Source organism: Pseudoalteromonas sp. SG41-5, assembly GCF_014164495.1.
GTDB lineage: Bacteria > Pseudomonadota > Gammaproteobacteria > Enterobacterales > Alteromonadaceae > Pseudoalteromonas > Pseudoalteromonas rhizosphaerae.
The window spans coordinates 24,968-42,450 of the sequence record NZ_JACJFH010000039.1; the positions used below are offsets into that span (position 1 = coordinate 24,968).

Annotated in this window: 16 protein-coding genes; 9 read left to right on the forward strand and 7 right to left on the reverse strand. The window is 39.9% G+C overall.

Annotation, left to right across the window (positions count from 1 at the left end):
- Positions 1-108: 108 nt before the first annotated feature.
- Complete coding sequence (gene pgi, locus H5232_RS11935; protein ID WP_182797975.1) at positions 109-1,755, reverse strand: glucose-6-phosphate isomerase; 1,647 nt, start codon at positions 1,753-1,755, stop codon at positions 109-111.
- Positions 1,756-2,104: 349 nt separating this feature from the next.
- Here pgi and H5232_RS11940 point away from each other — a divergent pair, with 349 nt between their 5' ends.
- A complete protein-coding gene (locus H5232_RS11940; RefSeq protein ID WP_182718416.1) occupies positions 2,105-3,133 on the forward strand; it encodes a LacI family DNA-binding transcriptional regulator in 1,029 nt (342 codons plus the stop codon).
- 81 nt (positions 3,134-3,214) lie between these two features.
- Here the strand turns inward: H5232_RS11940 and H5232_RS11945 are convergent, their stop codons facing one another.
- The 3 genes from H5232_RS11945 to H5232_RS11955 form a co-directional block, all read right to left on the reverse strand.
- Positions 3,215-5,464, reverse strand: coding sequence for an aminotransferase class V-fold PLP-dependent enzyme (locus tag H5232_RS11945; RefSeq protein WP_182718417.1), 2,250 nt, complete (start codon positions 5,462-5,464; stop codon positions 3,215-3,217).
- A 178-nt stretch (positions 5,465-5,642) separates the two neighbouring features.
- Positions 5,643-6,716, reverse strand: a complete 1,074-nt coding sequence (locus H5232_RS11950; protein WP_182718418.1) for an AI-2E family transporter — start codon at positions 6,714-6,716, stop codon at positions 5,643-5,645.
- A complete protein-coding gene (locus H5232_RS11955; RefSeq protein WP_149982821.1) occupies positions 6,709-6,927 on the reverse strand; it encodes a sulfurtransferase TusA family protein in 219 nt (72 codons plus the stop codon). Before H5232_RS11955 ends, H5232_RS11950 begins: the two co-directional genes overlap by 8 nt.
- 133 nt (positions 6,928-7,060) lie before the next feature.
- On the opposite strand from H5232_RS11955, the gene H5232_RS11960 reads away from it, so the two are divergent.
- The 5 genes from H5232_RS11960 to H5232_RS11980 are packed head-to-tail and all read left to right on the forward strand — an operon-like array spanning position 7,061 to position 10,605.
- A complete protein-coding gene (locus tag H5232_RS11960) occupies positions 7,061-7,726 on the forward strand; it encodes a hypothetical protein (protein WP_149982822.1) in 666 nt (221 codons plus the stop codon).
- Position 7,727: 1 nt separating this feature from the next.
- Entirely contained in the window at positions 7,728-9,188 is a 1,461-nt protein-coding gene (locus H5232_RS11965) for a M48 family metalloprotease (RefSeq protein WP_182718419.1), read from the forward strand.
- A gap of 54 nt (positions 9,189-9,242) precedes the next feature.
- Positions 9,243-9,590 carry an arsenate reductase (glutaredoxin) gene (arsC, locus tag H5232_RS11970; protein WP_182784987.1) on the forward strand — a complete coding sequence of 116 codons (348 nt, stop codon included), beginning with the start codon at positions 9,243-9,245 and terminating at the stop codon, positions 9,588-9,590.
- A complete protein-coding gene (gene wrbA, locus H5232_RS11975; RefSeq protein WP_182830935.1) occupies positions 9,590-10,144 on the forward strand; it encodes an NAD(P)H:quinone oxidoreductase in 555 nt (184 codons plus the stop codon). The genes arsC and wrbA overlap by 1 nt, the downstream gene beginning before the upstream one ends.
- On the forward strand, positions 10,141-10,605 hold the full coding sequence (locus tag H5232_RS11980; RefSeq protein ID WP_145241003.1) for a DUF2069 domain-containing protein: 465 nt from the start codon (positions 10,141-10,143) through the stop codon (positions 10,603-10,605). Before wrbA ends, H5232_RS11980 begins: the two co-directional genes overlap by 4 nt.
- Positions 10,606-10,736: 131 nt before the next feature.
- On the opposite strand, the gene H5232_RS11985 is transcribed toward H5232_RS11980, so the two are convergent.
- Entirely contained in the window at positions 10,737-12,074 is a 1,338-nt protein-coding gene (locus H5232_RS11985; RefSeq protein WP_182718421.1) for an ankyrin repeat domain-containing protein, read from the reverse strand.
- Positions 12,075-12,334: 260 nt separating this feature from the next.
- Complete coding sequence (locus H5232_RS11990; RefSeq protein ID WP_182718422.1) at positions 12,335-12,931, reverse strand: phospholipid-binding protein MlaC; 597 nt, start codon at positions 12,929-12,931, stop codon at positions 12,335-12,337.
- Between the two features lie 238 nt (positions 12,932-13,169).
- Between H5232_RS11990 and H5232_RS11995 the strand changes: the two genes are divergently transcribed.
- Together H5232_RS11995 and H5232_RS12000 are read left to right on the forward strand one after the other, a co-directional pair.
- Positions 13,170-13,712 carry an acyloxyacyl hydrolase gene (locus tag H5232_RS11995; protein ID WP_182718423.1) on the forward strand — a complete coding sequence of 181 codons (543 nt, stop codon included), beginning with the start codon at positions 13,170-13,172 and terminating at the stop codon, positions 13,710-13,712.
- Positions 13,713-13,766: 54 nt separating this feature from the next.
- A complete protein-coding gene (locus tag H5232_RS12000) occupies positions 13,767-13,913 on the forward strand; it encodes a DUF2897 family protein (RefSeq protein WP_145241011.1) in 147 nt (48 codons plus the stop codon).
- 39 nt (positions 13,914-13,952) lie between these two features.
- Here the strand turns inward: H5232_RS12000 and metE are convergent, their stop codons facing one another.
- Positions 13,953-16,226 carry a 5-methyltetrahydropteroyltriglutamate--homocysteine S-methyltransferase gene (gene metE / locus H5232_RS12005; protein ID WP_182718424.1) on the reverse strand — a complete coding sequence of 758 codons (2,274 nt, stop codon included), beginning with the start codon at positions 16,224-16,226 and terminating at the stop codon, positions 13,953-13,955.
- 288 nt (positions 16,227-16,514) lie between these two features.
- On the opposite strand from metE, the gene H5232_RS12010 reads away from it, so the two are divergent.
- On the forward strand, positions 16,515-17,417 hold the full coding sequence (locus H5232_RS12010; RefSeq protein ID WP_182830936.1) for a LysR substrate-binding domain-containing protein: 903 nt from the start codon (positions 16,515-16,517) through the stop codon (positions 17,415-17,417).
- Positions 17,418-17,483: the final 66 nt, after the last annotated feature.

A 17,483-nucleotide genomic window follows, 5' to 3' on the forward strand; every position in this document is an offset into this window, starting at 1 on the left:
AGGGGCTCTGTATATCCTCTCACAAATATACAGGCCCTAAGAACTCCAGCGCTACCCGTTCAAAGGTATTTGGTTACACAGTACAATTGATTGTGCTGTGCGAATTTTTTACTGCGCTCGACGTTGTTTATAATAGCTCATTAAGCCATTTGTCGAACTATCATGTGGATGGTTTATATTATCATCCAGTAACTCAGCTTCAATTTTTGAGGCTAAACCTTTACCAAGTTCAACACCCCATTGATCGAAAGAACAGATCTCTAAAATGATGCCTTGGCAGAAAATTTTATGCTCATATAAGGCAATTAATCGCCCCACCGTTTTTGCATCAACCGTATCTAACAGCATTGATGTTGTAGGACGGTTACCACGGTGGATTTTATGATCAATTAGCGCGGCTATTTCAGCCTCTGATTTGCCTTTTGCGGTTAAATCAGCGCGAACTTGCTCGGCATCAACCCCCATCATCATCGCTTCTGTTTGTGCAAAAAAGTTCGATAATAAAATGTCGTGATGCTGACCAATATTAACCTGAGGTTTAATAGAGGCAATAAAATCAGCTGGTACAATCACATTGCCTTGGTGCAAACACTGATAAAAAGCATGTTGACCATTAATGCCGGTCATACCCCAAATAATCGGCACTGTAGTATACGGTACGGTATTACCCGCAAAATTAACGTGCTTACCATTACTTTCCATTTCACCTTGCTGCAAATAAGCTGGCAACATGTGTAATGCTTGATCGTAAGGTAAAATAACCTGTGAGTCGAAACCTAAAAAGCTGGTATTCCATACGCTCAACAAAGCCATTAACAATGGTACATTTTCTGCAAATTCGGCCGTTTTAAAGTGTTCATCAACTTCAAAAGCGCCTTCAAGAATCGCTTCAAATGCATCAAAACCTAAATATAATGCAATTGGTAAGCCTATCGCACTCCATAATGAAAAGCGACCACCTACCCAATCCCACATTGTGAATACGTTTTCATCAGCAATACCAAACGCTGCCGTTTTTTCTAAATTAGTGCTCACTGCAACAAAGTGCTTAGCAATGGCTTGCTTGTCATCGGCTGACTCTAAAAACCATGCAACGGCGGTTTTTGCATTGGTCATGGTTTCAGATGTAGTAAAGGTTTTTGACGAAATCACAAACAAAGTTGTTTCAGGATCGATGTCTTTCAATACTGACGCAATTTGTACGCCATCAACATTTGAAACGTAATGTACTTTTAATGAGTCATCTGCATAGCTTTTTAGTGCTTCCGTGGCCATTTGTGGGCCTAAGTTTGAACCACCAACACCAATGCTCACAACATCTTTCACGGCTTTACCGGTATAACCTAACCATTGCCCGCTACGTACTTTTTCAACGAACAACTTAATTTTTTGTAACTCAGCGTTAACCACCGAACTTACATTCTCGCCATCTACAACTAATGATGATGCACTACGGTTACGAAGTGCAGTATGAAGCACGGCTCTATCTTCGGTGATATTAATTTTTTCACCGCTGAACATTTTATCTCGCCAGTTAGCGATATCGCACTCTTGTGCTAAAGACAGTAACTGTGTCATCACACTGTTATCAATCAATTGTTTTGAATAATCAAATAAAACACCTGGGATCTGAGTCGAAAATTGCTCGAATCGCGTGCTGTTATTGGCAAATAAATCTTTAAGATGAACTTCCTTCATCTTATTTGCACTTACTTGTAATGCTTGCCAACTAGCTAACTGTGAACGACAACTCATTTTTAACATCCCCTTAAACTTGCAACAAACTGATTTATAACTATCTTTAGATTAAAAAAGTGTACTAATAGCGTATTAACTTACAAATAAATTTAACGATAAGTTAGAATGACAACGCTATCAACAAGCTAATTTTATATTTTACAATCGAGATAATAACGTACTTTTACTCATTTGACACCGGTATCATAAAAATTATCTCAATTATTTTACTGCTAATTTTACTGAACATTAGATACACTAACTGGTCTTGATGAAGAAATAATGAATAACACGTTTGTTAAGTCTACTTAGGTGTATTCTTATCAGGAACATATCAACACTAAAACAATAACCTAAAAGTAACTCTATGAAAGTAACTATAAATGATGTAGCGAGGCTCGCCGGGGTTTCGATGAAAACGGTTTCACGGGTAATAAATAAAGAACCATCTGTTCGTAAAAAAACTTACGATACAGTCATGGATGCTGTAAAAGAGCTGAACTATCAGCCAAATCTTGCAGCACGAAACCTAGCTGGCACGTCATCATTTACGGTAGGCTTAGTTTATGACAATCCTAATGCGTATTATGTGATTGATATGCAAAATGGTGTGCTTTCTCGCTGTAAAGACGAAGGCTATGAATTGGTGATCCATCCATGCACTTATACAGATGCAAACATGAAAGATGAATTTATCACCATGATAAAGCGCTCTCGCTTAGCTGGGCTTGTGCTTACACCGCCATTATCAGAGCAAAGTAGCATCACCAATTTACTCGATGAGTTAAATATTCATTACGTTAGGGTGTTATCTGGGCGACCATCAGATGATGATCAAGACACCTGTATTTATGTTAACGATTATAAAGCCGCGTATGAGATCACCACTCACCTTTTAACTCATGGACATGAAAATATTGGCTTTATCTGTGGCGATAAAGAACATAAATCGACGTCTGAACGCCTTGAAGGTTATAAAGCAGCGCTGGCAGATAATCATAAAGAATTTGATAAACGCTTTATTTACGATGGTAAATATTCGTTTGAGTCGGGTGTTGAAGGTGCAAAGCACTTGTTAGCCGAGAATAACACCTTGGCTATAACCGCTATATTAGGTGGCAACGATGAAATGGCCGCTGGCGCCCTATTTGCATCACGCTTAATGGGTATTGCTATTCCTGAACAGTTATCTATTACTGGCTTTGAGGATTCTCCTTTCTCTCGTCAGACATGGCCAAAGTTAACTACCGCTCATCAAGCAAACGATGTTATCTCTCAACATGCAGCACGGTTATTATTTACCAAAACTCGCGGTGCTCGTAACCAAGATAAAGACATCATCACATCATTTACACCATCAATTGTGATCCGTGAAAGTTCAGGGCCTAAACAGTAGCTACAGCCTTGACTGATAATAAATAAGGCGCTAAAAGCGCCTTATTTATTATCAGTCAATTGCCAGTCTTCTGCCCTGTTATTATAACAGTGCCATTCCACCGCTGAGATTATACACGTCAGTAAAGCCAAGCTGAGATAAGTTAGTTGCCGCTTGTTTTGAACGATTACCACTGCGACAAAGTAAAATATATTTACCCTGTGGGTTCAATTGCCTGTCCACTAATGCATTTGCCATTCTACTTAGCGGAATATTCATCACTCGCGCAGGGCTAACTGCAAATAACTGAGGAATATTGTTTGCCCCATGTTCATATGGTTCACGGGTATCAATTAAATAGACATCGCTTGCAGTTAACATATCTTTTGCTTGCACGGCGTTCAGTTCGTAAGCTCTACTGTATTTTAAACTGTCAGCATAACCACACAAAGTTGCAAATTTACATAAATTGTCTTCATCGCTGCGCTGCTTGTTGTTAGCAAATTCAGTATCACTTAGTTCATTGTTCAATAATGCATGCAATAACGGCGTTTGCTGCTGTTGAACTTGCCAATTAATAGCAAAACATTGCTGGTAGTCATGACCAGAACAAATAACTGTCGACTCTGCTAAGCATGTTGATAGTTGACGTAATGAGTGTGCCATAGCTAACGCATCCCCACCGTCAATTGCAGTATTACCAAGCCCAGCAGGCAGCAGCAAATCACCGCAAAAGCAAAATAGCACTTGTTGAGAGTTGTTACACCGCAATAAATAACTAACACTATCTTGGCTGTGCCCGGGTGTTGCTAAACGCTCAATGGTGCATTCAGGTAATGCAATACTCGTTTGCTGCACTGGCCACCCTAATTCATGCTCGTCATGCAAACTGAATTTTAAGGCCTGAGCCAACAATGTAGTCGCACAGCATCGCTCTTGATGGGCATGTGTGTCTAAAATGGCTGCTACCGCTAAATTTTGTGTGTGTACTATTTTTTCAAGCCGCGGGATAAGCTCAATAATTGGGTCAATGATCACTGCTTGTTTATCTTGACTGACATACAACCAACAACACGCACCTTGATGTCTAAATTGTGTTAACCCTAATGCACACGCTTCTTGCTGTGGTGATGACGAATCTGAAACCACCAAACAATTAGCTTGTAATATTGGTTTAAGTGAACGAATACGCGCACAGGCAGTGGTTATTTCAGCCTGTGTTGTCGCCGGTCCAAATGATAAACGTATTGCATTTTCACTACGCCAATCACTCACGCCCATGGCATCTAACACAAAACTACGATTTGCGCCAGAGCTACAGGCTGAGCCACCACTGATACGAATACCTGCCGCATCGAACAAATCCATCACTTCTTTACTACTGAGTTCATCAACAGCAAAATTTAACGTTGTTGGTACTGACAATGCAAAAGTATGATTAAAGGTTATATTACCAAAGGTATCCACTAAAGCCTGATGTAATTGTTCACGATAGCCGTTTAACACATCGATTGATTTAAACGTATCGTTTGTTTTATCCAGCAATAAACAAAACAGTTTGTTAAGACCTGCGATGCCTGGCAGGTTTTCAGTACCGGAGCGCATGCCACTTTCTTGACCACCACCGGCAATAAATGGCGTATAGGCACTGCCTTGACGAATATACAACACGCCTATACCTTTCGGTGCGTAAAGTTTATGGCCTGAAAATGGCGCGTAGTCAATCGTTGTATCACTAAGGGCTAATGCGGTTTTCCCTAGCGCTTGTACGCAATCCACCATCCACGCAACTTCCGTGTTATGTGCTCGTATTACCTTTTCAATCGCTTTTAAATCTTGATAAACACCGGTTTCATTGTTAACTGCCATGGTACAAATCATCAGTGCATCACCAGCGTGTTGAGCAATAAAATCTAAATCTAAAAGGCCATCACTCGATACCGGGATCGCAAGCACGGTTGCGTTTATACCCAATACGGCATTCCAATGTATTAATGTATTAGGTACTGCTTTATGTTCAGTCGCGCCATACAGTAATACTGGGTTTGGTTTAGCATGCTCTTTAGCTGCTATGAGCGTAGACACGACAGCTGTTTGAATTCCTTCGGTAGCCCCAGAAGTGAATAAAATATCCCCCTGTTGTGCACCTATCACATCACGGGCTTTTTGACGTGTTTGCTCTAATAAGTGTTTAGCTTGAATACCGGTAATGTGTGAAGAAGAAGGGTTACCAAAGCAGATTTGCATAGTATGCGAAACAACCTCTGCAATACAAGGTAGCACCGGTGTTGTTGCGTTTGCATCAAGGTAAATTTGTGACGATGAGTCAGTAGGTAATATTAAATCAGACATTAAAAAACGCACCATATTACTAAAAGATATATCTTATAACCCATTCTACATAAAATTAATGGGTCGCGTAAGAATCAATTAGTCTCTCAAGTGCGTTTTCTATACCATTTGATACTATACCCAAAATACCTAAATCTTCAGGTGATTTAGGTATAAAGCTAATTAAACAAAGTTCGTGTTAGCTATGCTCAATCAGTTGTTCTTCTTGTTTCGTTGACCAAGCATTGAGTAAGGCTTTTACCAATGACGCTAGTGGAATTGCAAAAAACACGCCCCAAAAACCCCATAAGCCACCAAAAAACAGTACCGCAACAATAATAAATACCGGGTTCAGATCAACCGCTTCAGAAAATAGTAACGGCACCAGCACATTACCATCTAATGCTTGAATAATGCCGTAGATGATCAGTATGGTCCAAAACTGGGTTTCTAAACCAAATTGAAATAATGCCACGGCCGCAACCGGTATGGTAACAAGTGCCGCACCCACAAAAGGGATCAATACTGATAAACCCACTAATACGCCCAATAGCGCTGCATAACGTAAATCAAAAATAGTGAACGCGATAAACGATACTGAGCCTACAATCAAAATTTCAAACACCTTACCACGAATATAATTCATGATCTGTTGGTTCATTTCGTGCCATACCTGCAAGATTAAGCGTCTTTGTTTTGGAACGAGTTTTTCTGCACTTCTGATCAACTCCAGCTTATCTTTGAGCATAAAGAATACCAGTAATGGTACTAAAATAAGATAGATCAACCACGCCACTACATCTTTTAATGATGTCAACGAGACCGATAATAATACTTGGCCAAACTCAATTGCTTTGGCTTCAACACTGCTGACCACTGATTGTACTTGCTCTGCATTAATTAAACTGGGGTATTGCTCAGGCAAGTGCAGTAAAAAAGATTTTCCCTGCTCTATCATGTGCGGGCTTTCTTGCACTAAATTACTAGCTTGCTGCCACAGTATTGGGCCCATGCCGATCACTAAGGTCAGCATCAACCCTGAAAAAATCAACATCACTATAATAGTGGCAGTAAAGCGATGTAAGCCAAAACCCTCTAAATGCGCAACCGGCCAATCAAGCAGATAAGCAATCACTAAAGCAATCAGCACAGGTACAATAAGTGCACCAAAGAAATAAAACATCGCCATTAAAGCGAGTAATAAAAACAATAAGGTCACTGAATGCGGATCTGAAAACTTCCTTTCGTACCACATTTTTACATATTCAAACACGATTTAGCTCCACGATTAACAATCCACGTTGTTGCTCTAATTTGTACTGATAATGATTTTTTTGCAAAAAGCGCTCCATATCTTTGGTAGATTGGTCTGCCAAAAGTGTAAATCTTATCGATTGCGCCGCAGCTAAAGCTTGGCGCAAAGCCAACTTAAACTGGATAAATTGCTGCGGGCATTTAAATCCGCGCAAGTCTTGCTCTAGCATAACCAATTATCTACCCTATAAAAATGAATAATACGGTCTTTATCAGTACTATTAATAACAAATGTAACTTTTTCTTAAAACACGCATCGCAATAGTTTATCCTTGTAGCATAGTTTGTAGTAAGGATAAGTTAATGTCTGGCACGCATAATAAAGCGCAACTACCCAGTAATCCAACTCTTAAAGAAATTAACTGGTATAAAAAACAAATAAATTGGGGTGAACTCCCACCCTTCTATCACCTTGTCGCCTCTTCAGTGAGCGAGTCGGAGGGGATATTAGAACACGGTTTTGATAATGCCGTGAAAAAAATAATTGATAGGCGCAATTGGAATCTCGATTTACTAGGAGGTCATGAAGACACTCTTGGGGAGATCCACTGTGAAAATAAGCCAAGAATTGCGTTGCATCAAGTGTTCACCGACCGAGGCTTTGAATTATGGGCACAACCCTACGCAAAAGACGTTACAATAGATAAATACGTTAAAGATAACCGCTTTATGGAGTTTAACGAGTGGGATCCAGTGTCAATGAAAAGTTTGATCCGGATTAACCAATTACATAAGTTTATTGGTTTTTACTTTGAACGTGGTGACAAAGCAGATAAGGCGCTTATTCTCCATGCACACAAGGTAGTACATAAAATCATTAGTTTTTTACAGCGAGAATTGAACGTTGTAAAGCTAGATGGGGTCACAATCAAAGAATTGTATCAATTGTGCGAACGAGATAGCAGAGCATGCAGTGACGAAATCGACATTGCTAAACTCATGCTAGGTGAAAACCATAACAAGGAATAAAATGCAGCTTAAATCAGCCTTTATTACATTATTCAGTACACTTTTAACATTTAGTGTGCTGGTAAGTGAGCCATTAAAGGCACAAACCAATTTTACATTGCCAGATCTTGGTACTTCAGCATTACAAGCTTTGCCGCTTGAAAAAGAACAAGCTATCGGAAAGGTGATGATGATGCAAATTCGTGGCTCATCACCGGTTGTTAATGATCCTGTGCTTGATGAATATTTAACCACAATTGGCCGTAAGCTAGTTGCCAATGCCAATGATGTACGCTTTCCGTTTTCATTTTTTTGGATCAACAATCCGGAAATCAACGCATTTGCTTTTTATGGTGGCCATGTTGGGGTGCACACCGGTTTAATTGCGCAATCCGATAACGAAAGTCAGTTTGCCTCAGTACTTGGTCACGAAATTGCCCACGTTACCCAGCGCCACCTTGCACGTCGCATGCAACAACAACAAGATAACAGCGCACTCACTATCGCCGGTATGATTGCCGGTATTTTAGCAACCGTTGTGTCTCCTGATGCCGGTATCGCGATTATCTCAGCCAGTCAAACACAAAGCGCATTTAGTCAACTCACTCATAGCCGCTCAGCTGAGCAAGAAGCCGACCGCATTGGTATGCAAACACTCAATAATGCAGGATTTGATCCTTACGCATCCAGTGAATTCTTAACTAAACTTGCTGCGCAAATTCGTTATAAATACAAACCACCAGCCTTTTTGCTGACTCACCCATTACCTGAGAGCCGCGTGTCTGATGTGCGCTTACGTGCACAGCAATTTGAAAAACGTCAACTTCCGGATAGCTTAGAATTTAACCTTGCCAAAAGCCGCGTGATTGCTCGCTACCACCAAACACCAGAAGCGGCTGAAAACTTCTTTAGAAAGCTCATACGTGAAAACAGTTTTTATAATAAAACAGCGCTTAATTATGGCTTGGGTATTAGTTTATTGGATCAAAAAAAGCTCGATGAAGCGGCGCCTATTTTAGACGAACTTTTAAAGTCTGATCCTAAAAATTTATTCTATATTGATACGCATACTGATCTATTGATAGCTCAGAATAAAGCCGCCGAAGCAGTAAAGTTTTTAGCCGCGTTGCATGAAAACCGTCCTAACAATCAAGTTATTACCTTAAACTATGCCAATGCTGCACTTGAAGCTGAGCAATACGATGTTGCAGTGCAAATATTAAAATCATTTTTACTCGAAAAGCCTGAACATAATTTAGGCATGCAACTTCTTGCAGATGCCTATAAAAAGCAAGATAACTTAGCCGCTTATCATGAAGCAAATGCCGACGTTCTTGCACAATACGGCGCCTACTTAAAAGCCGCTGACGAAGTACAAAAAGCACTCAATTTTGTAGAACCACAAGAGCTAATTAAACAACAACGTCTCAAAGCATTGTTAACGCAATACCGCCAAATGCAAAAAGAGCTCGCAAGGCTTTAAGTCTGGTGCTGCTTGGCCTAAAATAGCCTTACTTTATCTAATTGGATTGTTACTATGTCTGTTACTATTTTTCATAATCCACGTTGTTCAAAATCGCGTGAAACATTAGCCCTACTTGAGCAAAAATCGATTCAGCCAGAGATAATCGAATACTTAAAAACACCATTGAATCATGAGCAAATCAGCATCTTAGTTAAACAGCTAGGGTTTTCTTCAGTACGTGAACTAATGCGTACTAAAGAAGATATTTACAAAGAGTTAGACCTTAAAAATGAGCATGATGAAAACGTACTCATTGCAGCCATGGTTAGCAATCCAAAATTAATTGAGCGCCCTATTGTGGTAAATAACAATAAAGCCGCACTGGGTCGCCCACCAGAAAACGTACTAAGCGTACTTTAATGAGCGTCACTATTGTTGTGTTGTATCATTCAAGTCACGGCTCTGTTGCAGCCATGGCACATGAAATTGCAGAGTCGATTGAATGCCAAGGCGGTACTGCACTGCTAAGAACCTTTGTAGCTAGAGAATCTCACGATATTGTGATCAGCAAAGATGACTTAATCCAGTGTGATGGGTTAGCATTTGGCACCCCTACTCGCTTTGGTATGATGGCCTCACAAGCCAAAGCTTTTTGGGAAACCACCAGCGACTTATGGTTAAAAGGGCAATTAATAGATAAACCAGCCTGTGTATTCTCATCATCAAGTAGCATGCATGGCGGCAATGAAGCAACGTTGCTTAATTTGTCACTGCCATTATTACACCACGGTATGCTGTTAATGGGTGTGCCCTATGAAGTACCGGAATTACTTGCCACACAAACCGGTGGCACTCCCTATGGTGCAAGCCATGTTGCTGGTGCACAAAATAGCGCGCAATTAAGTAAAGACGAAATTAAAATTTGCCAAAGCGTTGGCCAACGCTTAGTTAAAATCACGAGAAAATTACAATGACATCGCACAGCGATTTAAACCCACAACTCACACCGAAAAAGGCTATCACTATCCGTTTTCAACGTATTGCAATAATTGGCTATATTGGCTTGTTACTGCTGATGCCACTTTGGTTGTTTTTATTAGAGCCTAGAGAAGGTCATAGCAATGGATTTATTTTTGTTGTGTATATTCTGCCGCTTTTACTGCCGCTAAAAGGCATCATTCAAGATAAACCTTATACGTATGCGTGGGCAAACTTTATTGTTATGTTCTATTTTATTCACGGTTTTACCCTACTGTGGGTCGCACAAGAACAACTAATATGGGTCGTTTTAGAGCTGCTGTTCGCCAGTATGATGTTTATTGGTTGTACTTATTATGCACGTCACCGAGGTCAAGAGCTGGGGCTAAAAATTCAAAAACTAAAAGATGAGTTAGCAACAGAAAAAGCGGCTCATGAATTTAATAAAAAAGACTAAAGTTAATACCAAACGACTTAAATATTTAACCATTCTAGCGAGCTAAATGGTCAGTAACTTAACACGATTGGTATAACAACTAAAAAACGCGCTTAATTAGCGCGTTTTTGTCTACGGTACATGCAAGAAGCTTAAACAACTTCACTTAACGTTGCCAATGCAACAATACTTGCTAAGCCTAGCTGCCCAACTAAACTGATCAATGAGCAACAACGCAGTACAAATAACCCCCATGGGTGTTTAATATGAGGGTATAAAGCGCAGCGCTTCAAACTAATTGCAAAAAAGAAGCAGACAATTGCCAACATGGTTAAGCAAAGCGTCAGTTCACTTTTAATTGCAATCGAATCATCAAAAAAGAAAAACAACTGTAGCGGCAACAATAAAGTCACGATGGCATGTAAGGCGTGGACTTTTTTGATCCGCGAAAATTGTCCATCCGGCGATAATTCTTTAATACCAAAATCACGCTCTAAGCATTTCACTAACTGACTGGCTTTAACACTCACTGCTAAACGATAACAACTTAAGCCATCACAGTTACGAACACGAAAGTCATAGCCAGACTTCAATAATAGCACCATCAAAGGTTCATTTTTTGCTAGTACCGCATAATGTAAAGCACTGTTACCAAGGGCATCACGTTGTTTTTTATCTTGTTTATCTAATAAGGTTTGTACTAAATTAACAAACCCTTTTTCAACTGCCCACATAAAGGCCGTTTTACCATTTTCATCCGCCAACGTGCCTGTTGCACCTTGCTCTATAAAACGCATCGCCATCGTTTGTTTAGCTGTGTCAAAACGCAAATGCGCCAACAGTGCTTGTTCTAATAGCACCACTGAGTCAACATCTGGTGATACTTGGGTTAATAAGGTGAAATAATCCTTTCCGCCAGCAACTTTTTTCGCCGCTAATTCACTTAACGCATTAACGTCATCGATTGAGTCAGGTATAAAGGTGCTAAAACGTTCACGAAAATCAACTTCTTTCCACAGTGCCAAGGCATCTTCGGCACTCATTTTACTGCCCGCATTGAGCGCATACTCGATGATTGTAAAATAGCGTTTTGAGAATAACTGAGATAATAACGTAACGGGTGTTTCTATCGTTGTTTGTGACGCTACAGCTGCATATTTTTCAAGGCGTTGGCAAAGTAATAGCACTAAACTCTCTGGGCTATACTCGTTATCAAAATAGTAATCTTTAGCTGCCGAAATATACTGTTGAGCGGCTTCATCATATTCACAGATATGTTGGAAAAAACACTCTTCAAATGGCTCAAGGGGAGTTAACCAGGTTAAATAATAGATAGGCGGTAGCACAGTGGTACACACGCCATTGTCTTCTTCAGTCGAGCGACAAGCCGGCCATGCTTCTAAAGCGTCTAAAATAAATGCACCGTTTTGCTCAATAAGTCCTTTGACTAATAACGGGTATTCTTTAGGCCAAATAAGTACATTTTCCATTAAAAAAACACAACTCCAGTGTCTATCTTGCTCGGTACAAAGGTCAGTAAAAGAGTTTAACAACTACAAACTGACACTGCGCTTAATATAATTTTAAGTACCCCAGTAAATTAGTGATACCAGTGGGTATGTAAGCGCTTATTCTAGCATACCCAAAACCACACGCTATAGCCAAACCGTGTGATTTTAAAAGAAAATAACAAAGCACCATGCAGTTAACACTGCACGGTGCTTTAGGTTGGAGACTTACTTGGAAATGATTACTTACTGTTAAGCTCAGCTGTCACTTGGTCAAGGCCAACTTCTGAAATTCGTTGAATAACTTCTTTTTGCTTTGCACTGAGTAACGAAATACCTTCAGCGACAATATCATATACTTTCCAGCTACCATCTTTGCCTTGGCGAAGCTTAAAGTGTAAGTCAATCGTTGGCGCATTATCTGCAATAATTTGCGTCTTAACCGTGGCAAACTCGCTCTCTGCAGCATCGTTACTTTCTTCGAATTTTATTTCTTGCCCGGTATATTTCATTAATGCACTAGCATAGGTAGTGGTTAAGTAATGCTCCACTGCACTTATAAATGCAGTCGCTTGTTGGCGATCGATACCTTTAATGTGCTTACCTAATAATTTATAGGAAACAAATTTAACATCTATATTAGGCATTAAATACTGATCAACAATGTGTGCCATGTCACTTTTGCTCGCTGTGCCTTGGCTGTTTATTTTGCCAATTTCACTAAACAGCTGATCGCCTACCTGAGTTAATAACTGATTAGGTGACTGTTGTGTTTGCGCAAACAAGGAAGCACTAAAAACTAGCGCGATTAATAATAAATAACGACCAAGTGAAGTCATTGTTGATAAGTCCTAAGTAAATCTTGTAGCGTAATTTACGCTGTTCATAAGAGATTAAAAAGCCTCAAAATAGCACCTTATTAGTGCCAACACGGCATCAATTGATTTAATCTTTTTATTTCATATTGTTAGCTAAGCTCATGTAATAACACACAGAGTCTGTGAATTTATGCCACTTGAATTAGCCTCCCCCACGCCCTTATTTTGTAAATAACGTTTTCATCTAAAGAGCTTTACCATGTTATTTAAAACATTAACTGTATTGATTTTATTATCTATTTCCATGTTCAGCAGACTATCTTATGGCGCGCCCTATACACTTTCCCCTCATGGCTATGCCATTGATTACATTCAGGGGGAAGGTGATGTTAAAGGTTTAAAACTGGCATACCAATACCATGCTCCGGCACTACAATCATTAATTGAAAATACCCATATTTACTTAGAATCAAGTATTAATATTTGGGAATACGGCGCAGATAATAGCCATCAGACAAATGTTGTCCTTGCAATATCCCCGGTATTTCAACATCTGATCAGCTCAGTGCGCGGTATTCCTTTGTATTTCGAAGCCGGCATAGGGGTTTCATTAGTCAATGACACTCACTTCGCCGGCAAAAATGTGAGTACCCACTACCAGTTTGAAGACCGACTAGGCTTTGTTGCTGATTTTGGAAAAACCAAAGCTGCGGTGCGTTATTTACACTATTCAAATGCAGGGTTTAAAAGACCAAACCCAGGTCTTGATTTTATTTCGCTGTCGTTTTCTAGACGTTTTTAACCCTAGAAATCTTTGCTACACTAAGTACTTATAAATGACTCGTTAGAGATCACCATGCAAATTTGGCATATACTCATCATCATCTTAGTGTTGGCAATCATTATCGGTAATATTTTGCTGATCAAACACTCAGCAAAAATGGATTTTAAAAAACCAACCGATGAAGATGAACTCAAATCAGAGCAACAAAAAAAGCCCTAACTAAGTTTTGTTAGGGCTTTACATCGTAGGAGATGTTCTTTACTGCAGCTCCTCACGCAGCTCTTTGGTTGCTTTAACCATATTATCAAGAGCTTGTCGCGTTTCTTGCCAACCACGGGTTTTCAAACCACAGTCCGGGTTTACCCATAAACGCGCAACCGGTATTTTTCGTGCGGCTTTATGGATCAACGTTTTCATCCATGCAATATCCGGTACATTCGGAGTGTGAATATCATATACACCTGGACCAATATCATTTGGATAATCAAAATTCTCAAATGCTTCAAGTAGTTCCATGTTAGAACGTGAGGTTTCAATGGTGATCACATCGGCATCCATATCTGCAATCGCGGCAATAATACCGTTAAATTCGGCGTAACACATGTGAGTATGAATTTGTGTTTCATCTTTCACACCGCTTGCTGAGACCCTAAATGCATACGCTGCCCATTCTAAATATGCTTGCCATTGGCTACATTTAAGCGGCATACCTTCACGAAATGCAGGTTCATCAATTTGAATAATATCAATACCGGCATTTTGTAAATCGACCACTTCATCACGTAACGCAAGTGCAATTTGATTAGCGATGGTGGGTTTGTCTAAATCATCACGAATGAATGACCAAAACAGAATAGTTACAGGACCTGTTAGCATGCCTTTCATTTTCTTACTCGTCAGCGACTGTGCGTATTTTGTCCACTGAACCGTCATCGCTTTTTCACGTGATATATCCCCCCAAATTACAGGTGGTTTCACGCATCGCGAGCCGTAGCTTTGCACCCAACCAAACTGGGTAAAAGCAAAGCCTTCTAATAGTTCAGCAAAGTATTCAACCATGTCATTACGCTCCGCTTCGCCGTGCACTAACACATCTAAATCAAGCGCCTCTTGCTCTTCAACAGCGTAGCGAATTTCTGCTTTAATTTGCCTTTGATAATCATCCGCAGATAATTCACCGGCTTTATAATCACGGCGTGCTTGACGAATTACTTGAGTTTGTGGAAATGATCCTATCGTGGTGGTCGGCAGTAGCGGTAAATTAAGTGCTGCATGTTGTTTTTCAATACGTTGAGCAAATGCATGATTACGCTTACCGTCTTTTGCGGTGAGTGCAGTTACACGCTGTTGTACAGCTGTATTATTTACACGAGTAGAGGTTAAGCGTGCTTTAATAGGTGCTGAATAAGCAACGAGCTCACTGATATCATTGCTTTCAAGCGCGGCTTTTAATAATGACAGCTCTTGGCCTTTTTGTTTTGCAAATGCAAGCCATGAACAAAGTTCATCATCGAGCTTTTCTTCTTGCTCTAAATCAACCGGTGTATGCAGTAAAGAACAAGATGGGGCAAGCCATAGATTATCACCGCGCTTTAGCGCAATGTCTTTTATGCTATTAAATACAGCCTCTAAATCAGTACGCCAAATATTACGGCCATTTACTACGCCTAATGATAAAACTTGATCTGTACTTAATAATATATCTAGTTTTGCAACATCAACATTTGTTGCAACACAATCAAAATGTACGCCATCAACAGGGTAACCTGCAATATCATCAAAGTAGGCAGTGACTGAGTCAAAATAACTAGCAAGTAACAACTTCACGCCTTGACCTGCAAGTGCACGAAAGCTTGTTTTTAATGCCTCTTGATAATCTTCAGTCAGCTCTAAACCTAATATAGGCTCATCAACCTGTACCCATTCAATCCCTTGCTGCGCTAATTTAGCGAACACGTGTTGATAAACAGCTAATAGTTTTTCAAGTAAGCTAAGTTTATCAAACTCCTCACCTGCACATTTTGCTAAGTAAAGATAAGTGACTGGGCCGACCAATACTACTTTTGCATTGTGCCCCAATGCTTGTGCTTGAGTAACTTGCTCGAATAACTCAGTGCAAGTTAGTTGAAACTGCTGATCATGAGTTAGCTCTGGAACTATGTAATGATAATTAGTATTAAACCACTTTGTCATTTCGCTTGCTGCACATGAACAACCGCTTGGTGCACGACCACGCCCAATACGAAATAATGTATCAAGATCAATGCTACCATCCGCTTTTTGATGACGCTTGGGCACTGCGCCAATCAATAAAGAGGTAGATAACACATGGTCATACCAAGCAAAGTCACCTACCGGTAATAAATCAATCCCAGCATCTGCTTGAAGAGCCCAATTTTCTGCCCGGATCGTCTTACCTTGATCAAGCAACTGCTCTTGGCTGATTTTACCAGCCCAGTATGATTCTACTGCAAATTTTAGTTCACGCTTTCTACCTATGCGAGGAAAACCTAAGTTATGTAATTGTGCCATGTTGAAATTCCCTTCCAGCTGTTTAGATAGCTAAACCATAAACCTATACCTGACATCAAACAATTGATGCTTCCTCAGTTTCAACTTGAGGTAAATTCATGGAAATGATTTTTTGCAAACTCAAAAAACACAATGACATCGCTGTCAAATATGGTGCTATAGTAGATTTGTAAATTTCACGTAAAAAAACGGGATTTATAGCCATCTAGACGTTGAAGCATCTTAATTTAAGGCGTATTATGGCTGTAATCTGAGTTAAACTCACCTTTACCATGAGAATTATTAAAGATGATTGATGTAAAACACTTAAAGACCATCGCAACCTTGAAAGAAACCGGTTCTTTGGTAAATACTGCGCGCGAATTATTTTTGACTCAATCCGCTTTATCTCATCAAATCAAAGATTTAGAAAACAAGCTTGATTGCCAACTATTTGAACGTAAAACTCAACCGGTGCGCTTTACCCCACAAGGTATGCTATTACTTGAACTTGCCAGCGAAGTACTCCCGCGTGTTGAAGCAACCAAATGCCGTTTAAAAGAAAGTCTTAATCAACCAATTTCACAATTACGACTCAGTGTTGAATGCCATGCTTGTTTTCATTGGTTATTACCAACAATTAAAGAATTCAATAACTTTTGGCCTGATATCAAAGTTGATTATGAGCGCGGCTTTAGTTATGACGCTATTCCTGAGCTGCTCAGTGATGAATTAGATTTAGTACTCACTTCAGACATTCGTGAACCAGATAAACTTGAATACGCACATTTATTTGATTTTAAGCTTAAATTAATTGTTGCCCCAGATCATGAACTAGCGAAAAAAGCCTATGTAACGGCGCTTGATTTGAAAAACGAGACGATTATTTCATACCCTATTCCACGAGAGCGTCAGGATATCTTCAAACATTTTATTCAAAATGCACGTTTTGATGGCACCTTGAAAACCGTAGATCAGGGCTTGCTCATTTTTCAGCTTGTCAGTGCCGGAATGGGGGTTGCAGCATTACCGGATTGGTTAGTAACACCATATGAAAGCCAAGGACTCATTAAGTCGATTCCATTAGGCGCGCTGGGATTAACCCGTCCAATGTATTTAGCCATGAAAAAGAATATGAAAGATAACCCAGTGAGACCGAGTATGCTTATCAAGATTCAGTTGCCAGTTAACGCTAAGTTATTTTTTAGCTAGCCCAGCCCTAAGCAGGGAGCAATTCCCTGCTTTTCCTCCTAGGTGTTTTTTATGTTCAAAATCAAA